Genomic DNA, 22,078 nt, shown 5'->3' on the forward strand with positions numbered 1-22,078 from the left:
GTGATTGCCCATGGGTTGCCAAACGCACCGTGAGCATCGTCGCCGGCATCGTGCAACGCGATGACACCTTGCACAGCCTGCTGTCCCGGGCCGATCATGCGATGTACCGCGCCAGGCAATCCGGGCGCAACCGCACCTGCATGGAAATGCCCCACACGAACTATGCCTGATAACAACGTCAAACCCGACCATTGCCCGGCCTGCGGCGCCCGCAACGATTGCAGCCTCGCCGACCCGCGCACTGCCGACCGCGAATGCTGGTGCTACGGCGTGACCATCGACCCGGCGGTGCTCGAAGCGCTGCCGGTCGAGCTGCGCAATCAAGCCTGCCTGTGCCCGCGCTGCGCCAAGGTCGAAGCGCAACTGCAAGCAGCTCGGCCGCCGATCCCGTAAGATGCGCGGCCCATTATTCGTTGAAATCTGAACATGCGTGTCGACCGTTTCCTCAGCAATCTGCCGCGCTACAACCGTCAGCAGGTTCGCCTGTTGCTGGTGGAAAAGCGCGTGCGGATTGACGGAAAAGTCGTCAGCGACCCTCACAGTGAGGTGCTGGAATTCAGCCGGGTCGAAGTCGACGATGAGGTGCTGCAAAGCGGCAAACCGGCGCGCTATTTCATGCTGCACAAACCGCCAGGCTGCGTCAGCGCCACCCGCGATCCGCAGCATGCGACCGTGCTCGACCTGCTCGATGAACCGGGCAAGGACGAGCTGCACATCGCCGGGCGCCTGGATTTCAACACCACCGGGCTGATGCTGATCACCAACGACGGCGCCTGGTCGCGGCGCCTGACGCAGCCACAGACCAAACTGCCGAAGGTGTATTACGTCGAAACCGAGCAGGACATCGACCCGAGCTACGCGCTGAAATTTGCCGAGGGCATCTACTTCGCTTTTGAAGACCTGACTACGCAACCGGCGCATCTGGAGCGGCTCGGCCCACGCTCGGCGCGGCTGAGCATCGTTGAAGGCCGCTATCATCAGGTCAAGCGCATGTTCGGTTTTTTCAACAACAAGGTTCTGCGCCTGCACCGCGAATCCATCGGCGGACTGGCTCTCGATCACGCGCTAAAACCGGGCGAGTACCGCAGTTTGCGCACCGAAGAGATTCATTTGTTCCAAGCCCGCGACCGCTCAGCCGAAGTTGTCGAACAATTTGCCGACGGCACTTGCGTGAACCTGACTCCCCTGCTTGAATCAGGACGTCGGCCGAAATGTGACCGATGAGTCACCACATACTTCCAAGAAACTTTTTGTCGGTCGTCTGCCCTCAGGGGCTGAGCCTCAGCCGGCAATCTGCCCGCCAATAACAACACCCGTCGACCTGCCGTAACGGATCGACATGGGCCAGCAAATTCCAGGCGTATGCCTACCTGTCACAAAGCTCGTGCAATCTCGATTGCGCGCATACCCGCTTGCTTGCCAGGAGTCTTATGACATGAGGCCAGAAATCGCTGTGCTGGATATACAGGGTCAGTATCGGGTTTACACGGAGTTCTATCGCGCAGACGCCGCAGAAAAGACCATCATTCTGGTCAACGGCTCGATGGCCACGACTGCGTCGTTTGCACAGACCGTGAAAAACCTGCACCCGCAATTCAACGTGGTCTGCTACGACCAGCCCTACGCCGGCCGGTCAAAAGCCCACAACCTGCATGAGAAACATCTGACGAAAGAAGTCGAAGGGCAGATTCTTCTGGAGCTGATCGACCACTTCGCTGCCGAGCACGTGCTGTCGTTCTCCTGGGGCGGTGCGGCGACATTGGTCGCCCTCGCCCAGCAGCCCCGGCGCATCGAAAAAGCCGTGATCAGCTCATTCTCGCCGGTGATCAATGCGCACATGCTCGATTACCTCGAGCGCGGCGTCGATTACCTCGGCAGCCGCGACGGCGACCGGGTCGGTCATCTGGTCAACAACACCATCGGCAAACACCTGCCCTCGCTGTTCAAGCGCTTCAACTATCGCCACGTCAGCAGCCTCGCCGAGCATGAGTACGGGCAGATGCACTTTCACATCAATGACGTGCTGCACAGTGATCGGCAGTGCTATCTGAATGCGGCGAAAAAAATCAACGTGCCGGTGCTGTTTCTCAACGGTGAATGGGACGAGTACACCGCCGCCGAGGATGCACGCCTGTTCGGCAATCACGTCGCGCACAGCAGCTTCACCACCTTGCAAGCCACCGGGCACTTTCTCGACATGGAGCACAAAGCCGCCTGCCGCGACAGCCAGAACGCCCTGCTCGGCTTCCTGAAACCTGCGCCGCAAGCCAGCCGAACGCGCTACTCGTTTGTGCAGGATCAACATGCACTGGCCATTTGAAACCGCGTCATCGCGGGCAAGGCTGCAAGCCTGAGGTGCCTTACTGCACCGGCGCAGCACTTGCTCGCGATCGACCGATTTCTGCGTGGCAAAGCCATCGCAGCGAAAAGAAAACTTCAAATCCGTGGCCGAGTCTGGTACAAAGTCAGCCGCTTTGAGCGGGTATAGTTTAGTGGTAGAACGAAAGCTTCCCAAGCTTTAGATGAGGGTTCGATTCCCTCTACCCGCTCCACCGAATATTGATCTCGCGTTGTGTTGTCTGACGGGGGATGCAGGAATGAAAAACCGGCCTTGATGGCCGGTTTTTTTGTGCGTGGGATTTGGTGGAAGACAATTTCCGAGTAAACCTTTCAGCATTAAAAGAAAACATTCCGAAAGAATTAAATCCACTATTTTGTGTTTTATCAGGGTTTTTGGCCTGTAGCATATGTTTTTTTGGATTTAACCTATACTTCAGACATTCGTTGTCAATATGAGACTTTGTCATGCTCGACCTTGATCTCAGTACACCCGCCGAAATCGTCAAACGCATCTGCAGTCGGCTTCGTACAGAACGGCTCGCTCTGGAAATGACCCAGGCTGATGTGGCCGCACGCGCCGGTATCGGAGTAAACACCGTATCGAATCTGGAGTCTGGACGTAACGTCGGGTTCGAAAACCTGGTGCGCGTTGCGATGGTGCTTGGCCGAGGAAAAGAATTCGAAGTCCTTTTCCAGCCGAAGCTCGAAACCCTGGAAGATATCCTGCGTTACGAAAGCAGCGCCAAGCGCCAGCGCATCAAAAGGAAACCTGACAATGCTTGAAAGAGTTGAGGTTTATTACGACGGTTGGGGGGAGCGTTGGCTGTGGGGCTCGCTTGTTTCCACCACAGCCTTGACCGGGCGCCCGCTGGTAGTGTTTGAGTACAGCGATGAGGCAAAGAAAAAAGCCCTGGAACTGTCTTCCCTTCGCCTCCCGTTAGCGGGTGGGAAACTACGGCGAGATTTTCCATCACATCAAATGGGTCTGCCCGGCCCGGTCTATGACGCGTTGCCGGATGGTTGGGGCATGCTTCTGATGGATCGTTTGTTCAAACGTCGCGGCCTCAACGCCGCACGCATCGGCCCCTTGGAGCGTTTGGCCTATGTCGGTGATCACGCGATGGGAGCCATGTCGTTTGAGCCTGTCGCTCTTGAGCTACTGGTTCCGCCTACCCACGGCCCGATTGAACTGCTGGCGGCGGAAGTACGCGAAGTGCTCAACGGTGACGGTGCAGAGTTGCTGCAGAAATTATTGTTGGTGGGTGGCTCGCCGCAAGGTGCCAGACCCAAGGCTTTGGTATATCGCGATCCCGAAACCGGGACGTTTACCACGGCGTCTGCTTCTGGACTCGAAGCCTGGCTAGTGAAATTCCCCGGACAGGGCGAGCATCCCGAAGTCTGCGCAGTCGAAATGGCCTACTCAGAATGTCTGCGTTTGTGCAGCATTGAGACGCCTGATAGCCAACACTTCCGCCTGCCTGACGGGATGGCCGCTTTCGCCAGCCAACGCTTCGATCGACAAGACGGACTGCGCATCCCCATGCAGAGTTTGGCAGCCTTCACGGGCGCCGACTTTCGATCCCCAGGCGCATTGGATTACGTGAACTTTCTCCGCGCTACCCATCACTGCACTAATGACGTCCGCGAGAAATCGCTGGCCTTCGAACGTGCGATTTTCAACGTCGCGTTCAACAACCGGGATGATCATCCGAAGAATTTTGCCTATCTCATGTCGTCTGCCGGCGAGTGGAAGTTGTCGCCTGCCTTCGACGTGACCTTCTGCGAAGGGCCCGGCGGTTATCATCAAATGGATGTCATGGGTGAAGCTTTGGAAATCGGCCGTAAAGAGGTGCTGAAGCTTGCGCAGGAAGCAGAAGTCTCGAGAGATAAAGCGGAGGACCTGATTGATCGAATTTGCGCTGTTGCCAGTCGGTTTTCGACGATTGCTGCCGAGCTGCTTCCGAACGAGATAACCCCAGAGACTTTGCAAATCATCCAGGGCAGGATCGATATCAACGTCGCCCTCCTTCGTTGAAACGACGGCCAAGCTCGCTCTACCAGTCGCAATGACTGGTTGAACGATGTTCTTTCATTTTGCCGGGTAACTCTCATGGCAAAACACTGCAACACAACCATCTCTCGTCGAAATTTGCGCGGCCTAGACTGGATTGACCACCTCGCCGGACGGCCGCAATGACTGGACGGTAGCAAGTCTATTGATCTGCAGAATTCAGTAGGAATAGTAACCACCAAGCACATGACAAGGAGGTGTTGTTTTTCAATCGGGCAACTCGTCGCGGACGGTTGGTATCTGGTGCGCATCAGGGGCAGCCATCATCACTTCAAGCATCCGACCAAACCTGGACTGGTAACGGTGCCGCATCCGAAAAAGGATCTGCTCAAAAAAACGGCCGTCAGTATTTTGCAACAGGCCATGCTCTGAATCCGTTTTGAGCACTGCCACGGAGGATTACGAACATGCTTTACCCGATTGCGATTTCAATAGGCGACGAGGAACACGCTTGGGGAGTTGAGGTGCCGGACATTCCCGGCTGCTTTTCTGCCGGCGACGACCTTGATGACGCCGTCGCCATGGCGCGCGAGGCGATCGAAGGTCATTTCGAAATTCTGGCTGACGACGGTGCGCCGATTCCACCGGCCAGCAAATTGAGCCTGCATGTCGCCAATCCGAAGTACGCCGGATGTGCGTGGGCCGTAGTGGATATCGACGTGGTCAAATACCTGGGCAAAGCACAGAAGCTCAACATCACTCTGCCGGGGCACTTGCTCAATCGCATTGATGAGTACGTCTTGCATCATCCTGAGGAGAAAAGCCGATCGGGGTTTCTGGCTTCGGCGGCGTTGAAAGTTTTGCAGCAAGGTTAAAACAATGCTTACCAACCGGCTCTCTGTAGCCGGTTTTTTGCGTGTGAAGTTTGCGCCAGCACATGTCTTGCAATTCAATGTTGAACGCCCGTCCGCAAAGCGCGTTCACGATTGCCCTTCGTTGGGACTCACGCTCAATACGTCCAGATCAACGCGGAGACCGTTTAATGAACATCAAACCCATTCGTAGCCCGGAAGACCTGAGCGCAGCATTGCTGCGCATGGAACAGCTGTGGGGTGCAGAAATCGACTCGCCGGAGGGCGATGAGTTGGAAATTCTCGCTCTGCTGATCGAAAAGTATGAGGAGCAGCATTTTCCGATGCCGCCTTCTGATCCCATTGAAGCCATCAAATTTCGTATGGATCAGCAAGGTTTGACACCGCGGGATCTTGAGCCCTTTATTGGCACAAGCGGCCGCGTTTCGGAGGTGCTGAACCGCAAACGCAAGCTGAGTCTGGCGATGATCAAACGTCTGCACGATGGCTTGCGCATTCCTTATGAATGCCTGCTCGCCAGTGTCTGAAGAAAATATATCGCACGAAAAACCGGTCACAACGACCGGTTTCTTTTTGCCCGGGAATCAGCGCTGGCTAACCCACCGGCACCACATTATCCAGCACCTGATTCACCGCCAGCTCTCCCAGCATGACGACCTGGGCGATGCCGAGCAGGGTTTTGCGCTGGCTGCCGTCGAGCAAGGCGGCGAAGTCGCCGAGCATGACGCTGGCCGAGCCGAGGGACTCGCTGGCATTGACCAGTAGCGACTCGGTGTCGCTGCACGGGTTGACTTGGAACATGCTGCTGGTCTGGTACGGCGGTGAGGTGGTTTTCGGCGGGATGAGGTAGTGATCGAGGGCGCGTTCGGCGGCTTCGTGGAGTTTTTTCGAATCGAGGGACTCGTACGGAGAGGCCGGATCGGTTTCCGGCGGATTTGGCGTTACTTTGAACACGGGGGCGGTACCTTTAATTTGAGCCGCATCCATCACGCTACTAAACGGAAGGGTGGCGGCTGTACGCAAGTTAGTAGACCGGACCCTACCCCCTATCCGGCGCACCCGAAGGCGCCATGCGCACAGCCACCATAGAATACAGGCACGTGCCTGATTCAACGGAACTCTGCAACCGTTACGAGGAGGACATTACCGGGCTACTAAACCCGATCACTGGAAATCAGTGACGCGAACCAAGTTACCGACCGCCCTCCAGGCGCACAAGCCGGCGGATTCTGGCGTACCGGTAGGCAGCGGCGCAAGGATTTGTAGGCATCGGGACGTATCGCGATTCAACTTTAAACAGCCTTGATTCATCCCGTGTAAAAGCCTCGATAACTGAAAGAAATTTCCGACGAGTTCAGCGAGAAAGAGTTGAACAGCACGCCGCTACGATGACGCAACTGGCACTGATCCAGGATCGCCAGAGGACGATGATGGTGGCGGTAGCGATGATCGGGTTTCGTGCTTCAAGAGGTCCCTCACCCTAGCCCTCTCCCGAGGGAGAGGGGACCGACCGAGATGTTCTCGCGAGTTACGCCGACCTGAAAGAATGCGTCGGACTCAGGACATGAAAGCGAGCCTGGCGAGGGAGTTTTTCAGCGAGTCGCAACAATAAACAAACGCGGAAACGGCAACAGCACCGAGCCGTCAGCCAATGCTGGATAAGCCTTTGCAACTTCCGCCAGATACTGCTTCAGATACTGCGCCCGCTCATCCTCGGTCAACGGGCTCAGAAAAGGAATCAAACCACTGCCCTTGAACCACTCAACCACCCCCGCCGCTCCATCCGCCAGTGGATGATGATAAGTCGTGCGCCACACATCGACCCGCGTGCAGTGCGGGCGCAGCATCGAAAAATACTCGCTGGCACTGGCCATGTCGGTACGTTGTCCCGCAGCGTCTGCCAGCTTGCTCGCCCAAGGACCATTCGCGGCGACTTCGCGCATCAAGCGGTGGGACGGTTCATTGAGGTTGTCCGGCATCTGAATCGCCAAGCTGCCGCCGTCTGAAAGCTTGCTCGCCAAGGCTGGCAGCAACGAAGCGTGATCAGGCACCCACTGCAACACCGCATTGGCGAAGGTCACATCGAACGGACCCTGGTCAGCCCATTTGTCGATCTCGGCCACCTGAAACTGCAAATCCGGCAAGCGCTTGCGCGCGGCAGCAATCATGTCCGGCGAACTGTCGAGGCCACTGACCCTGGCCTCAGGAAACCGCTGCACCAGCAACTCGGTGGAATTGCCCGGCCCACAACCAATGTCCACCACCGCCCGCGCCTGCGTTGTGGGTATTGCCGCCAGCAGATCCCGGGCCGGGCGGGTGCGTTCATCTTCGAAAGCGACGTATTGCTTGGCAGACCAACTCATTGCGTTCTCCTGTCGGGATGTTCTGGCAGCTGCGCACACGATACAGCGATACGCGCGGCACGCCTTCCCTACCAAAGTCCTGCGCCGAAACTTTGTAAACAGAATTTTCAGCGCAACGCCGATGTCTGAATGTCAGGCTCCCAAAACAAGGACTTCCATCATGAAATTCGCAAAGATTGCCCAGAAACTTGCCCTGTGGGCCGGTAGCCCGAAGACGTTCATGGGGGCGTTGATTCTGATCGGGTTATGGGGGCTGAGCGGGCCGATTTTTGGGTACAACGACACTTGGCAACTGATCATCAATACCTCGACCACGATCATCACGTTCCTGATGGTGTTCCTGATTCAGAACACGCAGAACCGCGATACCGACATTCTGCATTTGAAACTCGATGAGCTGCTGCGGGTGAACAAGGAAGCGCAGAACGCGATGCTCGGACTGGAGGCGCTGGATTTGAAACAGCTTGAAGCCCTGCGCCGGCATTACCGCGCACTGGGTGAGAATCAGGTGTTTGATCTTGAGGGTTTGGGTGACAAGAGCAAGCCGAAGCAGGATCTGAACGAGTGCTGAGAAAGTAGACACACCCTGTGGGAGCCAGCCTGCTCGCGAAGTCGGAGGGTCAGTCGAAACATCACTGACTGACACACCGCTTTCGCGAGCAGGCTCGCTCCCACAAGGCAAGCATTGCATTTCAATTGAAGGTCTTGCTCGCGCTGCAACAATACGGCGAAGTTAGCGACTGGCCTGCAACGCTCGAGCTTTCTCCAGATGACTTTGCAGCTTCGGCAAGGTCTCATCGGCAAACGCTTTGATCTCAGGCACGTCGGTGGTTTGTGCCTGTTGTTCGATCTGGGTGATCGCCTCTTCCGTGGCTTTGACCTGACTGGCGGCGTAGGCCTGATCGAAGGTCGCGCCGTCCTTCACTTCCGGCATCAACTCTTTGACCTTGTCGGCGAGCTCTTCGCGGGGGGCCACCGGCAGGTCGAGTTTCTTGGCGATTTTCGCCAAGTGCTGGTTGGCCGTGGTGCGATCGTTGATGACGACGATGGTGTAATCCTTAACCTCTTTCGATTCGGTCTTGCCGTGGGCCATACGGCTGGCTTCGATGTCGGCCATGCCTTTGGCAGAGGCATCGTTGATGAATTCGGCAGGCGACTGGGCGAACGCAGTGCTGGCGCACAGGCCCAGCAGGCTTGCAAAACTGACGTTACGTAAACGGGTGGCCATCCGGCTCATGGTCGCGCCCTCCTTCGTGGAAAATTCAAGCGGGCCGTGTCTCACCCGCTGCTCAAAATGCTCGCGGCGGACAAGCGTCCGCCTCAGTTAGGAATGTTTTGACGGTCAAAGGTTTAGAAAAACTGCCCCGGGCGCGACGAACGGTGCTTCCTCAGCATCAGCCCTTGTTCGGCATCAACCCCGGTAGCGCGTGCACCAGCGCATTGATGGCAAAACCGATAAACATCACGCCGCACAAACGGGTGATCAGCAGTTCATGACGCTGATACACCGTGCGCACCCGCTGTGCGCCGACCACGCCGATAAGGATGGCGTACGCCAGCGCGCCGCCGATAAAGCTCAGGGTGATCAGCGCCGGCAGCATCGACCAGTTGAGCAGCTCGGCGCGGCTCGACAGCAGCGCCGTGAAGGTCGCCACCGCCACCGGGTACGCCTTGGGATTGGTCAGGCCGAAGACGATGCCGTGCCAGAACGGCTGGCGCGCCGCGCCTTGCGCTTCGTCGCCATTGCGGCGCTGGGCACGCACTGCACGCCAGCCGAGCCAGAACAGATACACCGCGCTGAGCACGCCGAGCACATCGAACGCTGTGCTGCCGATCTCCCGCGCGCCGACAATCGCCACCAGCGCCGTGCTGCACCAGATCACATCGCCGAGCAGATGCCCACAGAGAAACCCCGCCCCGGCCCGCCGCCCATGCGCCGCGCCAATGCCGAACACCGCCAGCACACCCGGCCCGGGCGTGATCCCGTAGATGAAACCCGAAGCCAGAACGGCCAACAGCAATGATGGAGTCATGGAAAACCTGCAAGCGCCAGAACACGTGGCGGCCAGTCTATCTCAGCCGATCGCGCCCGATCACTGCGCGTCGTAAAAACGCCAGTCACATGCCCTTGAAACCTTGCGGCAAAACATAGCTTTGCCCGTCATAACGCAACGTGGTCAGCACTGGTTTTTCGTGGGTGGTCTTCGATTCGCAAGTGTCAGGTGGTCCCTCACCGGCAAGACCCGTGGTGACTGAGCGGACAATGATATCGGCATAACCATGGGAACCGGTTTTGCCCATCTCAAGTGTGCGCACCGTCTCCGATCGCTCGCCCGCGCAGTTGCCATCCCATTCACCGCTGAAGCTGTAGACGACCAAGCGATCCAGCACCGGGCGCAGTTTGTCGCCCTCTTTCACGTAGAGCGACAGCAGCGTTTCATCCAGCGGATTGACGCGTGACGAGCCTTTGAAATGGGCGCGTACGCCGAATGCACGCAGGTCGGGCGTGAGTTTATAGCGCGCGGTATCCAGTTCCAGACTCTCCAGCGCGATGGCATCGGAGAGAAATGCCGACGGCTGATGATAGGTCGCCAGCGGCTTGGGGCTGCCAGCCGTGAAGACGGCCAGACTCAGATCATATGAGCCCACTCTGTCACCGTGGCCGCAGACCGGATCGGGCACAAACGTCGACAGCGCGGTGATCGTCAGTTGCGGGTAAGCCGGCCAGTCCTTGCACAGGGAAAAATCCACTTCTGTGCTGACCGCAGGCGGCGTGCAATCCGCCCATGCCTGCCCAGCCATCAACCACCCGCAAAGCGCTGCTGCGCTGATCCACGTGGACTTCATTGTCAATTCCTGCTCCTTGAAGATATTTCCAGGCGAGCACTATCCCTTTCTGCATCGTAGGATTCAACATATCAGGCCAGCCAATCTTCTCATGCGTCTGAAGTCGGAATTCGCGAGCAGGCCCGCTCCCACAGGAAAGCGCATTCCAAATGTGGGAGCGAGCCTGCTCGCGAAGGCGTCATCACAGACGCCGCCAATCTCAATACTTGTCCAGCGTTCGCAACTTCTGCGGCAAGCCCCACAGCAGCAACGCTGCGGCGATCAGCGCGGCGACGCCGATGACATAGAGGGCCGGGGTGGTGCTGCCGGTGAGGTCCTTGATGCGCCCAACCATGACCGGGCTGACGATCCCGCCGAACTGCCCCAGGGTATTGATCACCGCGATCCCGCCTGCCGCGCCGGCACCGGCGCCTGCGAGCAACTTTGGTGGCAGGGTCCAGAAGCTCGGGATCGAGGCGATGATGCCGGCGCCAAGCAGTCCGAGCGCGACGATCAGGAATGTTGTGTGGCTGGCGAATATTCCGGCGCTGAAGAAGCCGATCGCGCCGACGACCACCAGCCCGGCGACAAACTTGCGCCGCTCACCGGTGGCGTCGGACAAGCGTCCGATCACGACCATGCTGATCGCCCCGCAGATGTACGGAATGGCGGTCAGCAGGCCGATCATCACCGGGCTTTCGGTGCCGGCGCTGCGGATCAGTTGCGGCGCCCAGAAGTTCAGGCCGTAGGACGCGACCTGAATCAGGAAGTAGATCAGCCCCAACGTCAGGAAACCGGGAATTTTCAGCGCCGCGAGCAATGAGCCGCCGCTCTTGTGCGGCTCGTGATGGGCGATGCGGCTGGAAAGCAGTTTCTTCTCGTCAGCGGTCAGCCAGTGCGCGTCCTCGATCCGGTCCTTGAGCTGGGTCAGCACGAGAAAACCGAGGGCGATGCACGGCACGCCACCGAGCAAAAACAACCAGTGCCAGCCGCGCATCTGCAATACGCCGTCGAGGTGTTGCAGGACCAACCCGGAGAACGGCGCGCCGACCAGTCCGGCGAACGCCGAGGCGAGAAACAGCATCGACGTGATGCGGCCACGGAAGTGCTGCGGAAACCACAGGGTCAGGTAATACAGCACGCCCGGGGCGAACCCGGCTTCCATCGCGCCGATGACAAAGCGCAGCGCATAGAACTGCCATTCGCTGTTGACGAAGACCATCGCCGCCGTTGCCACGCCCCACGACATCATGATCCGCGCAATCCAGCGCCGTGCGCCGACCTTGTAGAGCATCATGTTGCTCGGCACTTCGAACAGCACGTAACCGACCACGAACAGCCCGGCGCCGAGGCCGTACGCGGTGTCGCTCAGGCTCAGGTCGGTCTGCAACTGGAATTTGGCGAAGCTGATGTTGATGCGATCAAAAAAGGCGAACAGGTAGCAGACCATGATCAGCGGCATCAGGCGCCAGGCGACTTTGCTGACCAGGGCTTTCTCGGCATCGTGATCGACGGACGGACTCACGCCCGCCTCCATTACATTGAGGCTCATGGGTTTTTCTCCAGGCGGACTGCCGATGGGCGTCCGATTGTTTTTGTTGTCTGGTGATGACGCTCACGGTGGAGCGCTTTTGTGTGGAAGCGAGCCTGCTCGCGAAAGCGGTATGTCATTCAGCGTTGATATCGACTGATCCGACGCATTCGCGAGCAGGCTCGCTCCCACAAGGGCTTTGTATCTCCCACAAGGGTTTTGTGTATTCAGGTGGGCATCGGATGCAGGTCGCAATTGCGCCCGGCCTTGGCCAATTGGCCGGGGACTTCGTGGCCTAACAGTGCCGGCAAGCCGCGCGAGAGTTTCAGCAGCAGCGGCAAGTCGATCCCGGTGGGAATGCCGACTTCCTCGCACAGATTCACCAGGTCTTCGGTGCAGATATTGCCCGACGCACCCGGCGCAAACGGGCAACCACCGAGGCCACCGAGCGCCGCATCGAAGCGCCGGGCACCGGCCTCGTAAGCGGCCAGCACATTGCACAGACCGAGGCCACGGGTGTTGTGGAAATGCAAAGTCAGATCGGCCGGCGAAACCCGCTGCAAAACCCGCCGCACCAGGCGATCCACCTGTCGCGGATTGGCCATGCCAGTGGTGTCGGCGAGGCTGATGCCCTGAATGCCGAGTTCCTGATAGGCGTCGACGATGTGCAGCACGCGGTCCTCGTCAATTTTGCCTTCGAACGGACAACCGAAGGTGGTAGCGATGCTGCCGTTGAGGCGCACACCCGAGCCGCTGACAAACGCCACGATGTCAGCGAACGCGGCCAGCGACTCTTCGCAACGCATGCGCATGTTGGCCAGGTTGTGGGTCTGGCTGGCGGACATCACCAGATTCAACTCATCGGCCTTCGCCGCCAAGGCCCGTTGCGCGCCTTTAAGGTTGGGGATCAACGCCACGTAAATTACCCCCGGCTGACGCTGAATGCCGGTGAACACCTGCTCGCCGTCACGCAGGGCCGGGATGGCTTTGGGCGAGACGAACGAGCCGGCTTCGATGCGGCTGAATCCGGCCTGTGAGAGTTGATTGATCAGGGTGATCTTGTCAGCGGTTTCCACCCAGGTCGGCTCGATCTGCAAACCGTCGCGGGGCGAGACTTCCTGGACGATCAGGGTTTGCGAATATTCAGTAATCATTGCACCACCCCTTGGCTTTTCAGACGTTCGATGTCGAGTTCAGTCAGACCCAGCCCGGCCAGAATAGCGGCGGTGTGCTGGCCCAGTTTCGGCCCGGACCACTTGACGCCGCCGGGGGTCTCCGAGAGTTTGGGGACGATGCCGGGCATCTTCACCGTCGCGCCGCCGGGCAACTCGGCATTGAGCAGCATGTCCCGCGCCTGATAGTGCGGATCGGCGACGATGTCGGCGACCGAGTAAATGCGCCCGGCCGGCACTTCAGCGGCTTCGAGGGCGGCCAGTACCTGATCGATCGGCAGGCTGCTGGTCCAGTGAGTGATGGCCGCATCGAGCAAACCGCTCTTGGCGGCGCGGCCGTCGTTGTGGGCGAACTCTTCCGCGTCGGCCAGATCAGCGCGGCCAATGGTCTGCATCAGGCGCTTGTAGATCGGGTCGCTGTTGCCGGCGATCACCACGTAGGCACCGTCGGCAGTGAGGTAAGTATTGGAGGGCGCAATACCCGGCAAGGCGCCGCCGCTACGTTCGCGGACATGGCCGAGCATGTCGTATTCCGGCACCAGACTTTCCATGACGTTGAACACGCTTTCGGCCAGCGACACATCGACGATCTGCCCACCGCCCTGCCCGGTCTTGACCCGCAGCAGCGACATCAATGCGCCGATCACCGCGTGCAGCGAGGCCAGCGAATCGCCGAGGCTGACGCCGACCCGCGCCGGTGGCGAATCGGGATTGCCGGTGGTGTAGCGAATGCCGCCCATGGCCTCGCCAATCGCACCGAAACCGGGACGGTCACGGTAAGGGCCGGTCTGGCCGTAGCCGGAAATACGCACCAGGGTCAGGTTCGGATTCAGGGCATGCAGCACGTCCCAGCCCAGACCGAGCTTTTCCAGCGCACCGGGGCGCAGGTTTTCGATGATCACGTCGGCGTCGCCGGCCAGTTGCCTGACCAGTTCGATGCCTTCAGCGGATTTGAGATTGAGCGCCAGGGATTTCTTGTTGCGCGATTGCAGGTACCACCACAGCGATGTGCCTTGGTGCAGCTTGCGCCACTTGCGCAGCGGGTCGCCCTGGCCCATGGCTTCGATCTTGATCACCTCGGCGCCGAACTCGGCGAGCATGCGCGCGGCAAACGGCGCGGCGATCAGGGTGCCAATCTCGATCACTTTGATCGCACTCAAAGGGGCAGTCATCGCGGGGTACCTCTTGTTCTTGGAATATGTCGCCAAGGCTAGAGGAACGATGTCTGGACAATCCAGCCGTCTCTCGGCAATGAGCGTTCGCGAAATGCGAATGCTCGGGAGTGATGTGGTGGATTCAAATCAGTCTTCGCGAGCAGGCTCGCTCCCACAGTAGATATGTGTTGAGCACAGAATCTGCACCGCTACGAAACCCTGTGGGAGCGAGCCTGCTCGCGAAGAGGCCATCAGCCGCAATGAAGATCTACTGCGCACGCAAATGCTCAAACAACACCCGGCTCACCGGCGATAACCCCGCTTCATCGCGCACCACCACGATCAACCTGCGGTCGGACCAAGCATCGGTCAGCGGCACTGCCCGCAACCCCAGCGCCTGACCAAACAGCTCATAGGCACGCTGCGGCAGAATGCCGATGCCCATGTTCGCCTGGACCATCCGGCACACCGCATCGAATCCCGGCACATGGATGCGAATGCGCAGGACTTTACCGGCCTGCCGCGCCGCCGCATGGGTGCGCATGTTGATCGAACTGGCCGCATGCAACCCGACGTAGTCGCTGTCGAGGGTTTCATCGAAGCCCAGTGATTCGCGCGTGGCCAACGGATGCTCCGGCAGCATTACCACCACCAGTTTGTCCTGCCGATACAACACGCTGTGCAGGCCTTTGGTGTCGCTGTCCTCAGAGCAGATGCCGAGGTCCGCGACGCCATCGAGGACGCCCTGAATCACCCCGGCGCTGGGCCGTTCTTCGAGGTCGGTCTTGACCTGCGCATGCTGCGCAGAGAAATCGCGCAAGTCTTCGGGCAGAAACTGAATGATCGCCGACAAATTGGCCAGCATGCGCACGTAACCGCGCACACCGTGGCTGTGCTCGCCCAGTTCCAGGCCCATTTTCTCCACGTTGAAAAGCATCTGTCGCGCATGGTGCAGCAGGGTTTCGCCGGCCGGGGTGAGGACCATGCCTTTGGCCTGACGCACGAACAGAGCGATGCCCAGCGCTTCCTCCAATTCCATCAGACGCTTGCTCGCGGCCGACACCGCAATGGCCTCGCGCGCCGCCGCACGGGTCAGCGTGCCTTCCTCGTGGACGGCGACGAACAGTTGCAGAGTGATCAGGTCGAGGCGGCGGATCAGGCTTTTTTGCAGCATGGGAAGCTCGAGTACTGAGTGATTTGAATCGGCAGGATAGCCCGGTTTTCGTTTTAGTCAGACATGTGATCAATCCGCGGACTTTCATGGTTTCGCCCTACAAACTAAACTGCGCCGCCTCTCAGGATTGCCGGAAACCGCCGATTTATTCCGGACTTTTTGCTCTGTAAAGTCTTTGCACAGTGGTGATTTCGTAATGCAGGGCAACAAGCGACTGAAAACAGGGACGAGCCATGAACGCCAGCGTCACCCTTTTGATCACTTGCAGCACGGTATTCCTCGCCCAACTGGGCATGAGTATTTATCTGCCGGCGCTGCCGGAGATTGCCCTTTATCTGCGCGCCGAACCTGCGCAGGTGGCGTGGGGTTTGTCGCTGTACCTCATCGGTATGGCGCTGCCGATGTTGTTCTGGGGCAGTCTGGCGCAGCGCATCGGACGCAAACCGGTGTTGCAAGCAGCGCTGGTTATTTATGGGTTGGGCAATCTGGCGTTACCGACGGGTTCGACGCTTGAATCGTTTTTGCTGCTGCGATTGTTGCAAGGCGTGGGTGCCAGCGGTATTTCGGTGATGGCGCGGGTGCTGATCCGCGACAGCTTTCGCGGCGATCTCCTCGCCAAGGCGCTGTCGTGGATTTCGATATCGTTCGTGGTGGCGCTGGGTATCGGCCAATATCTGGGTTCCCTCATCGAGGTGACGCTGGGCTGGCAACCGATCTTCTACTTGCTCGGTGTGACGTGCCTGTTGATGGCGGTGATTGTCTCGCAAGTGACTTTCCCTTCGATGACTGACGAGCCCGCCAGCACCTCATCCTGGTCCGTTTATCGACGGATTGTGTTGCACCAGGCGTTTCTTCTTCCAGCTCTCGCAGGTGGTTTGGGCTACGGCGTGATCATCGCTTTCAACACTGCCGCACCGCTGATTCTGCAGGGGCCGTTCGCGTGGTCGACGGTGGATTACGGACTGCTCGGCTGGCCGATCAGCGCGGCGTACTTTCTCGGCGCACTGGCTGTTAACCGCTTCGTCGTGCGTACCGGTCAGGCGCGGTTGATGACCATAGGGGTGGGTTTGGTCTTGGTGGGCAGTGGCGTGATGTTGCTGGGGAGCCTGACGGCCAGCTCCATCGCCGTGCTGTTTTGGCTGCCCTATTGCGTGGCAGTGTTTGGCCAATCCTTGAACTACCCTATCAGCCTGTCTCGCGCCAACGATGGCGCACCGATCGCCGGGGCTTATGCGATGGCATTGAGCGGTTTTATCCATCAGTTGATGGCGGCAATGATTGGCGCGATGGCCAGCCTGATCGCCAGCCCTCAAGCCTGGCCGTTGTCGCTGCTGTGCGTGTTACTGGCAGTGGGCGCGATGCTCTGCGTGCGGTTCACGCCGAGGGGAGACATCCGTTAGAACGCATTGCGGAAAATTTCCTGCGTAAACGGTATTCGGTTTTACCTGAGCCGCTCATCGACCGCCGGTCTCAAGCGGGGTTGTGCCACTCACAGTCAGCAAGCGGACCAATTGTGCGCTGTCGTCTTTGCGACCCAACACCAGGATTGAAGAGCCTTGCAGGCAGGCGTCGATGGCTGACCATGAAATGTCCTTCGCGCCCTCGACGTCAAACGAATCATCCACTGCGCCATCGACCAGAAAGCCTCCCGTCAACAAGCCTCGTGCGCTGCCAGAGGTCTGTCCGACCGCAACGATCCGTTGGCCGGCGATGTCGTCCAGCGCAAAGCCTGCCCTCCAACTCCTGAGATCCAGTATCTGTGTCGCAGGGCTGATCACAGGATTGTCGAACTCTTCGTCCGTCTCACCGGCGTCGGTGATACCGCTGATAACCGCATGGTGGAGCTTCTCGCCTTCGCTTGATTCGACCGCCGAGCCGAGCAGGAGCAAGCGCTCCGTCGATTGCACAACGATGTGCTCCACCGTGCTTTCCAGCGGTTTGCCATCTCGCTGAATGTTCAACAGCAATATCCCCTTGTCGCCGAACGCTTCTGCAACTTTTCCGCTGTGATCGAAAGCCATGACCAGTCCCTGGTTGGTTATTTCCGTTTTGCCATGCACGAGAATCAGCCCATCGCCGAGCTGGATGATCCCGAACAGAGAAATGGCCACCGTTGGCAACGACAGGGGCAGCCAGCCGTTGCTGGCGAACGATAAATCGTCCGAGCCATCGAGATTGAACCGCGCCAGCAAGCCACTGCCCTTTTGCGAGGTCACGAACAGCAGTCTGTCCGGCTGCGCAATCTGCGGATCGGATTTGCCCAGCAGCATTCGCCCGTGGGTGGCGCCGAACAGTGCGGGCATGCGCATCGGCACAATCCGGTAGCCAGTCTTGTCGCTGCCGAAACCGGTATCCGGCGAGCCGTCGGGCAAGAACCGAGCGATGACTTGTTGGTATTCGATAACCTTTTTCTTGATGTTGCCGATCACCCCGCACATCCAGATCAGCCCGTCCGCCCCCACGATCAGCTGTCCGCCTTGCGAGATCAGATGTGTGCCAAGTTGGCCGGTGAGATAGCCGGTTTTATCAAAGTCGGGATCTGGATCTCCATTGGCGTCCAGTCGCGCAAGGCCGTAGTACGAGCGGTTTTCCAGCTCAACGGTGGCGCTGGCCATGATCTGCCCTGACGGGGTCATCGCCACGCCTTCGCCAATGGTTTCGCTCGCTCCGGGAAATTTCAGCGTTCGCAGACCAAAGAGGGGATCCACCTCCCCGGCTGACTGCGCGTCTGGTGACTTTGGCGCGGTGGATTCCGACATGTTCGCATTCTCCTAAAGAGATCGACGTCGATCCCCTCGCTCGGAGCATTCGACGCGAAGAAGCCGAGCCGGACAACTGACAGAAATGACAGTTTTTTAGAACAAAACGAAATTACCAACCGTGCAAAAAAGACTGAATGACTGGTAGTTCTTACAGGTTCGACTTCACGCACAACATGCCAACCTTTCAGCATTCACATCAGCCGTAGACGAGAAGAATGATGAGCACTGGCGACGAGCAAATTTCACAACCTGCCCCGACGATCACCTATCCCGAGGAGGCCAGCACGACGGGACCTGCGACATTGTTGCTCGGCAGCGGCATACCCGATGCGCTTGTACAGGTCTGGAACATTGAAAACACCCATTCGCTTGGCGCAGGGCTGGTCAGCGCAAAAGGACGATGGGCGTTCAACATCAGCGGCGTCCAGGCTCCAGGCCAGCAGAAGATTCGCGCACACCAGACGTATGCAGGCATCACGTCTGAATGGAGTGAAGAGCGCGGATACGAAGTGCGACTGCGGCCCGCCATCGACGTCCCGGTGGTTTTCGTACCGATTGAGGGAAAGGAGGTAAATGCGCCTCTGATGTTTTCGGGAGATGTCACACGAGCCGAGGGCTTCGTCAGTATTTTCGATCTGGACACTGGCCTGGAGATTGCCAGAGCAGCGGTTGAAAGCGACCGAAAATGGCAAACCCCGGCTGTACACTCGTTGGCAGTCGGGCAGTACCGTATATCCGCCGTCCACAACATTGCCGGCCAGGTTTCAGATTGGGGCCGTGTGCGGACATTTACCGTGGTCGCATAAGCAAGCGCAGGCTTGTTCGACTTCGCTCGTCTGCGTACCTTCATTCAAAACGCGTTGCGAAAAATCTCTTCGATCTGACGCTGATCCGCTGCCCGTGGGTTGGTCAATCCGCAGGCGTCCTTCAAGGCATTGGCGGCGAGCACCGGGATGTCGCTGAGTTTAGCGCCCAGCTCACGCAGTCCGCCGGGAATCTCGACGTCTCTGGCGAGGCTGCGGATGGCGTTGATCGCCGCCTGCGCGCCTTCTTCCGCGCTGAAACCGCGAATGTCCGCGCCCATGGCGTGGGCGACGTCCCTGAGCCGATCTGCACAGACTTGCGCATTGAAACTCTGCACATGCGGCAACAACACAGCGTTGCAGACGCCGTGGGGCAAGTCGTAGTAACCGCCCAATTGATGCGCCATGGCGTGAACAAAACCCAGCGACGCATTGTTGAACGCCATGCCGGCGAGGAACTGTGCGTAAGCCATGTTCTCCCGCGCTGCCAGGTCGTTGCCGTCGCGCACCACCAGGCGCAGGTTGCTGCTGATCAGACTCATCGCCTTCAAAGCGCAGGCGTCGGTGATCGGGTTGGCGGCGGTCGAGACGTAGGCTTCGATGGCGTGGGTCAGCGCGTCCATGCCGGTGGCGGCGGTCAGGCCTTTGGGCATCGCGACCATCAGTTGCGGGTCATTGACTGACAGCAGCGGCGTGACATTGCGGTCGACGATGGCCATTTTCACGTGGCGCGATTCGTCGGTGATGATGCAGAAGCGGGTCATTTCGCTGGCAGTGCCGGCGGTGGTGTTGATGGCGATCAGCGGCAACTGCGGTTTGCTCGAACGGTCGACGCCTTCGTAATCGCCGATCTGCCCACCGTTGGTCGCGCACAGGGCAATACCCTTGGCGCAATCGTGCGGCGAGCCGCCGCCCAGTGACACGACAAAATCGCATTTGCTTTCCTTCAACAGCCCCAGACCCGATTCGACATTGGCCGTGCTCGGGTTCGGTCTGACGCCATCGAAGACCACCGAATCGATGTCCTGCATCGCCAGTTTCTCGGCGATCATCGCCGCCACGCCGGCCTTGGCCAGTCCGCTGTCGGTGACGATCAGCGCCTTGTGAAAACCGTAATTGCGGATGGCGAGCATGGCTTCGTCGAGGCAGCCGCTGCCCATGATGTTGACCGCCGGAATGAAGAAGGTGCTGCTCATCGTGTGTCTCCTGACTGGGCCGGATCGACTGCCTCGACTCGGCGGATGCACACAGGATCGACCGATCGGTCACAAGCAATGTTGATCTGGCTCAATGTCCGCTCGTGATAAAGTCGCCGTCCATCTGCCCTTCGTTCTGAGACCGCCCCCGCAATGACCGATTTTCTCAATGTCGACGCCACCCTCGAAGACTGGAACGCCCTGCGCGCCGCGACCGCTTTCAGCGGTTTGCTGGTGGGCAACGGCGCAAGCCGCGCGGTGTGGGATGACTTCGGCTACGACTCGCTGTTCGAAAATGCCCGTACGGTCGAAGAGAAGCCGCTGAGCCCATCGGAACTGGCGGTGTTCGACGCGCTGCAAACCCGCAGCTTCGAGCAAGTGCTGGGCGCGCTGAAAACCACCAGCCGGGTCAACAAGGCCTTGGCAGTCAGCTCGGCGGCGCCGCGCAATCGCTATTACGCAATCAAGGAAGCGTTGATCAACACCGTACACGCGGTGCACATCCCGTGGCGGCTGGTGCAGCCTTCGACACTGGGCGTACTCAATGCAGAACTGGCGCGCTATCGCACGGTGTTCACCACCAACTACGACCTGCTCAATTACTGGGCGCTGCAACACCCGGGCGCGGCCATCGACGACCTGTTCAATGGGCCGGACGCGAGTTTCGATCTGAGCCAGAGCGCCACCGACAAACCGCGCCTGCTGTACCTGCACGGCGGTCTGCATCTGGTGCGCAATCAGGACGGCACCGCACGCAAACTGACCTCGACCGAGGGCACCCTGCTCGGCAGTTTCGCGATCAACAACACGATCAAAACCCTGGATGACGTGCCGCTGTTCGTCACCGAAGGTCCGAGTGCGGACAAGCTCAAGACCATTCGCAGCTCCGATTATCTGTCGTTCTGCTACGAGCAGCTATTGGCCCATGGCGACAGCCTGTGCATCTTCGGCCACGCCCTGGGCGAGCAGGATGCGCATCTGGTGCGGGCGCTGCGCCTGGCCAAACCGAAGTGCGTGGCGATCTCGATTTACCCGCGCAGCGCCGCGTTCATCCAGCATCAGAAGCGTCATTACGCCAAGGTGTTTGAGGGTACCGGGGTTGAGTTGCGATTCTTTGATGCCAAAAGCCATGCGCTGGGTGATCCGCAGTTGTCGGTACCGGTTGAGGTTTGATATTGGCCGGGCTGGCGCATTCGCGAGCAGGCTCGCTCTCACAATGGAATGCGGTCACCTGTGGGAGCGAGCCTGCTCGCGAAGACGGCATATCAGCCAATCCAAAAGGTGACTGGAACACCGCTTTCGCGAGCAGGCTCGCTCCCACAGGTTGATGTCGGATTTCAAAGCACCGGCAGGGTCTTGTCCTTGATGACTTTGGTCGGGCCGTTGGCCTTCACGCTGGCAATGCCCTTGTCACAAGCGCCGTCCGATGAATACGACTCGCTGCTGCCGATGACCTGATGATTGGCTGACTTGAGGTTGAAGTATGGATGGCCATCCTTGGTCGACTTTTTCTCGTAACGCTCATCCAGCGGGCTGTTGGCCTGCACCGAGGCGATGCCGCCGTCGGCACCGGCGCGGGTGCTGTAGAGCTCGCTGGTCAGAATCGTTTCGGCGTTCGCCGCTTTCAACACGAACCTGAATTGGCCGTTGCTGCTTTTGCTCACTTCGTACCATCCGGACATGCCTGTTCCTCCTTGGGGGCGATCGATAGATCTCGCGCTTGAGAGTAAAGACCAGCACCCGCGATCTGTCGCCTGAGCCGACTACAAGCTGCAAGCTGCAAGCTGCAAGCTGCAAGAAAAAGCAGAATCACCCAAATCAGGCACACCAGCGTCATCCTTCAACTTGCAGCTTGCCGCTTGAAGCTTGCAGCT

General features: G+C 59.0%; 24 protein-coding genes, 1 tRNA gene and 1 pseudogene. 14 read left to right on the plus strand and 12 right to left on the minus strand.

Features of this window, described 5'->3' with window-relative positions:
• Positions 1-29 precede the first annotated feature (29 nt).
• From GXB78_RS16495 to GXB78_RS16540, 10 genes and pseudogenes are all read left to right on the plus strand, one after another.
• Complete coding sequence (locus tag GXB78_RS16495) at positions 30-170, plus strand: hypothetical protein (protein WP_329516141.1); 141 nt, start codon at positions 30-32, stop codon at positions 168-170.
• Positions 163-393 carry a cysteine-rich CWC family protein gene (locus GXB78_RS16500; RefSeq protein WP_329516142.1) on the plus strand — a complete coding sequence of 77 codons (231 nt, stop codon included), beginning with the start codon at positions 163-165 and terminating at the stop codon, positions 391-393. Before GXB78_RS16495 ends, GXB78_RS16500 begins: the two co-directional genes overlap by 8 nt.
• A gap of 33 nt (positions 394-426) precedes the next feature.
• Positions 427-1,113, plus strand: a pseudogene (locus tag GXB78_RS16505) (pseudouridine synthase); the annotation flags it as partial.
• Between the two features lie 322 nt (positions 1,114-1,435).
• Positions 1,436-2,320: an alpha/beta fold hydrolase gene (locus GXB78_RS16510; protein ID WP_329516143.1), complete on the plus strand. Its 885-nt coding sequence runs from the start codon at positions 1,436-1,438 to the stop codon at positions 2,318-2,320.
• A gap of 158 nt (positions 2,321-2,478) precedes the next feature.
• Positions 2,479-2,552: transfer RNA gene (locus tag GXB78_RS16515), tRNA-Gly, on the plus strand.
• Positions 2,553-2,805: 253 nt separating this feature from the next.
• Positions 2,806-3,123 carry a helix-turn-helix domain-containing protein gene (locus tag GXB78_RS16520; RefSeq protein WP_329516144.1) on the plus strand — a complete coding sequence of 106 codons (318 nt, stop codon included), beginning with the start codon at positions 2,806-2,808 and terminating at the stop codon, positions 3,121-3,123.
• Positions 3,116-4,375, plus strand: coding sequence for a type II toxin-antitoxin system HipA family toxin (locus GXB78_RS16525; RefSeq protein WP_329516145.1), 1,260 nt, complete (start codon positions 3,116-3,118; stop codon positions 4,373-4,375). Before GXB78_RS16520 ends, GXB78_RS16525 begins: the two co-directional genes overlap by 8 nt.
• A 222-nt stretch (positions 4,376-4,597) precedes the next feature.
• On the plus strand, positions 4,598-4,783 hold the full coding sequence (locus tag GXB78_RS16530) for a type II toxin-antitoxin system HicA family toxin (RefSeq protein WP_329516146.1): 186 nt from the start codon (positions 4,598-4,600) through the stop codon (positions 4,781-4,783).
• A 35-nt stretch (positions 4,784-4,818) separates the two neighbouring features.
• The gene (locus GXB78_RS16535) at positions 4,819-5,226 is read left to right on the plus strand and encodes a type II toxin-antitoxin system HicB family antitoxin (protein WP_329516147.1); all 408 of its coding nucleotides are present in this window, start codon (positions 4,819-4,821) and stop codon (positions 5,224-5,226) included.
• A 167-nt stretch (positions 5,227-5,393) separates the two neighbouring features.
• Complete coding sequence (locus GXB78_RS16540; protein ID WP_252887440.1) at positions 5,394-5,750, plus strand: helix-turn-helix domain-containing protein; 357 nt, start codon at positions 5,394-5,396, stop codon at positions 5,748-5,750.
• Between the two features lie 67 nt (positions 5,751-5,817).
• Here the strand turns inward: GXB78_RS16540 and GXB78_RS16545 are convergent, their stop codons facing one another.
• Positions 5,818-6,177, minus strand: a complete 360-nt coding sequence (locus tag GXB78_RS16545; RefSeq protein ID WP_329516148.1) for a DUF6124 family protein — start codon at positions 6,175-6,177, stop codon at positions 5,818-5,820.
• 638 nt (positions 6,178-6,815) lie between these two features.
• A complete protein-coding gene (gene tam, locus GXB78_RS16550; protein ID WP_329516149.1) occupies positions 6,816-7,586 on the minus strand; it encodes a trans-aconitate 2-methyltransferase in 771 nt (256 codons plus the stop codon).
• A 160-nt stretch (positions 7,587-7,746) separates the two neighbouring features.
• Between tam and GXB78_RS16555 the strand changes: the two genes are divergently transcribed.
• On the plus strand, positions 7,747-8,157 hold the full coding sequence (locus GXB78_RS16555; protein ID WP_016771301.1) for a low affinity iron permease family protein: 411 nt from the start codon (positions 7,747-7,749) through the stop codon (positions 8,155-8,157).
• A 162-nt stretch (positions 8,158-8,319) separates the two neighbouring features.
• On the opposite strand, the gene GXB78_RS16560 is transcribed toward GXB78_RS16555, so the two are convergent.
• The 7 genes from GXB78_RS16560 to GXB78_RS16590 all read right to left on the minus strand — a co-directional run bounded on the left by GXB78_RS16560 (position 8,320) and on the right by GXB78_RS16590 (position 15,443).
• Entirely contained in the window at positions 8,320-8,823 is a 504-nt protein-coding gene (locus GXB78_RS16560; RefSeq protein WP_329516150.1) for a DUF4142 domain-containing protein, read from the minus strand.
• A 157-nt stretch (positions 8,824-8,980) separates the two neighbouring features.
• On the minus strand, positions 8,981-9,619 hold the full coding sequence (locus tag GXB78_RS16565) for a LysE family translocator (RefSeq protein WP_329516151.1): 639 nt from the start codon (positions 9,617-9,619) through the stop codon (positions 8,981-8,983).
• 85 nt (positions 9,620-9,704) lie between these two features.
• Positions 9,705-10,439: a PA3715 family protein gene (locus GXB78_RS16570; RefSeq protein WP_329516152.1), complete on the minus strand. Its 735-nt coding sequence runs from the start codon at positions 10,437-10,439 to the stop codon at positions 9,705-9,707.
• A 193-nt stretch (positions 10,440-10,632) separates the two neighbouring features.
• Positions 10,633-11,964: an MFS transporter gene (locus GXB78_RS16575; RefSeq protein WP_329516154.1), complete on the minus strand. Its 1,332-nt coding sequence runs from the start codon at positions 11,962-11,964 to the stop codon at positions 10,633-10,635.
• A 206-nt stretch (positions 11,965-12,170) separates the two neighbouring features.
• Positions 12,171-13,097, minus strand: coding sequence for a hydroxymethylglutaryl-CoA lyase (locus tag GXB78_RS16580; protein ID WP_329516155.1), 927 nt, complete (start codon positions 13,095-13,097; stop codon positions 12,171-12,173).
• Entirely contained in the window at positions 13,094-14,287 is a 1,194-nt protein-coding gene (locus GXB78_RS16585) for a CaiB/BaiF CoA transferase family protein (protein ID WP_329516156.1), read from the minus strand. The genes GXB78_RS16580 and GXB78_RS16585 overlap by 4 nt, the downstream gene beginning before the upstream one ends.
• Positions 14,288-14,537: 250 nt before the next feature.
• Positions 14,538-15,443 carry a LysR family transcriptional regulator gene (locus GXB78_RS16590; RefSeq protein WP_329516157.1) on the minus strand — a complete coding sequence of 302 codons (906 nt, stop codon included), beginning with the start codon at positions 15,441-15,443 and terminating at the stop codon, positions 14,538-14,540.
• Positions 15,444-15,676: 233 nt separating this feature from the next.
• Between GXB78_RS16590 and GXB78_RS16595 the strand changes: the two genes are divergently transcribed.
• A complete protein-coding gene (locus GXB78_RS16595; protein WP_329516158.1) occupies positions 15,677-16,843 on the plus strand; it encodes an MFS transporter in 1,167 nt (388 codons plus the stop codon).
• 54 nt (positions 16,844-16,897) lie between these two features.
• On the opposite strand, the gene GXB78_RS16600 is transcribed toward GXB78_RS16595, so the two are convergent.
• Positions 16,898-18,202, minus strand: a complete 1,305-nt coding sequence (locus GXB78_RS16600; protein WP_329516159.1) for a hypothetical protein — start codon at positions 18,200-18,202, stop codon at positions 16,898-16,900.
• Positions 18,203-18,423: 221 nt separating this feature from the next.
• Here GXB78_RS16600 and GXB78_RS16605 point away from each other — a divergent pair, with 221 nt between their 5' ends.
• On the plus strand, positions 18,424-19,011 hold the full coding sequence (locus GXB78_RS16605; protein WP_329516160.1) for a hypothetical protein: 588 nt from the start codon (positions 18,424-18,426) through the stop codon (positions 19,009-19,011).
• A 44-nt stretch (positions 19,012-19,055) separates the two neighbouring features.
• Here the strand turns inward: GXB78_RS16605 and yiaY are convergent, their stop codons facing one another.
• Entirely contained in the window at positions 19,056-20,204 is a 1,149-nt protein-coding gene (gene yiaY, locus GXB78_RS16610) for an L-threonine dehydrogenase (protein WP_329516161.1), read from the minus strand.
• Positions 20,205-20,357: 153 nt separating this feature from the next.
• On the opposite strand from yiaY, the gene GXB78_RS16615 reads away from it, so the two are divergent.
• Positions 20,358-21,377: a DUF4917 family protein gene (locus GXB78_RS16615; protein WP_329516162.1), complete on the plus strand. Its 1,020-nt coding sequence runs from the start codon at positions 20,358-20,360 to the stop codon at positions 21,375-21,377.
• A gap of 164 nt (positions 21,378-21,541) precedes the next feature.
• Here GXB78_RS16615 and GXB78_RS16620 read toward each other — a convergent pair whose 3' ends face one another.
• A complete protein-coding gene (locus GXB78_RS16620; protein ID WP_329516163.1) occupies positions 21,542-21,886 on the minus strand; it encodes a YegP family protein in 345 nt (114 codons plus the stop codon).
• Positions 21,887-22,078 lie beyond the last annotated feature (192 nt).

The organism is Pseudomonas moraviensis subsp. stanleyae (assembly GCF_036283065.1).
In the GTDB taxonomy this organism is placed as follows: Bacteria; Pseudomonadota; Gammaproteobacteria; order Pseudomonadales; family Pseudomonadaceae; genus Aquipseudomonas; species Aquipseudomonas stanleyae.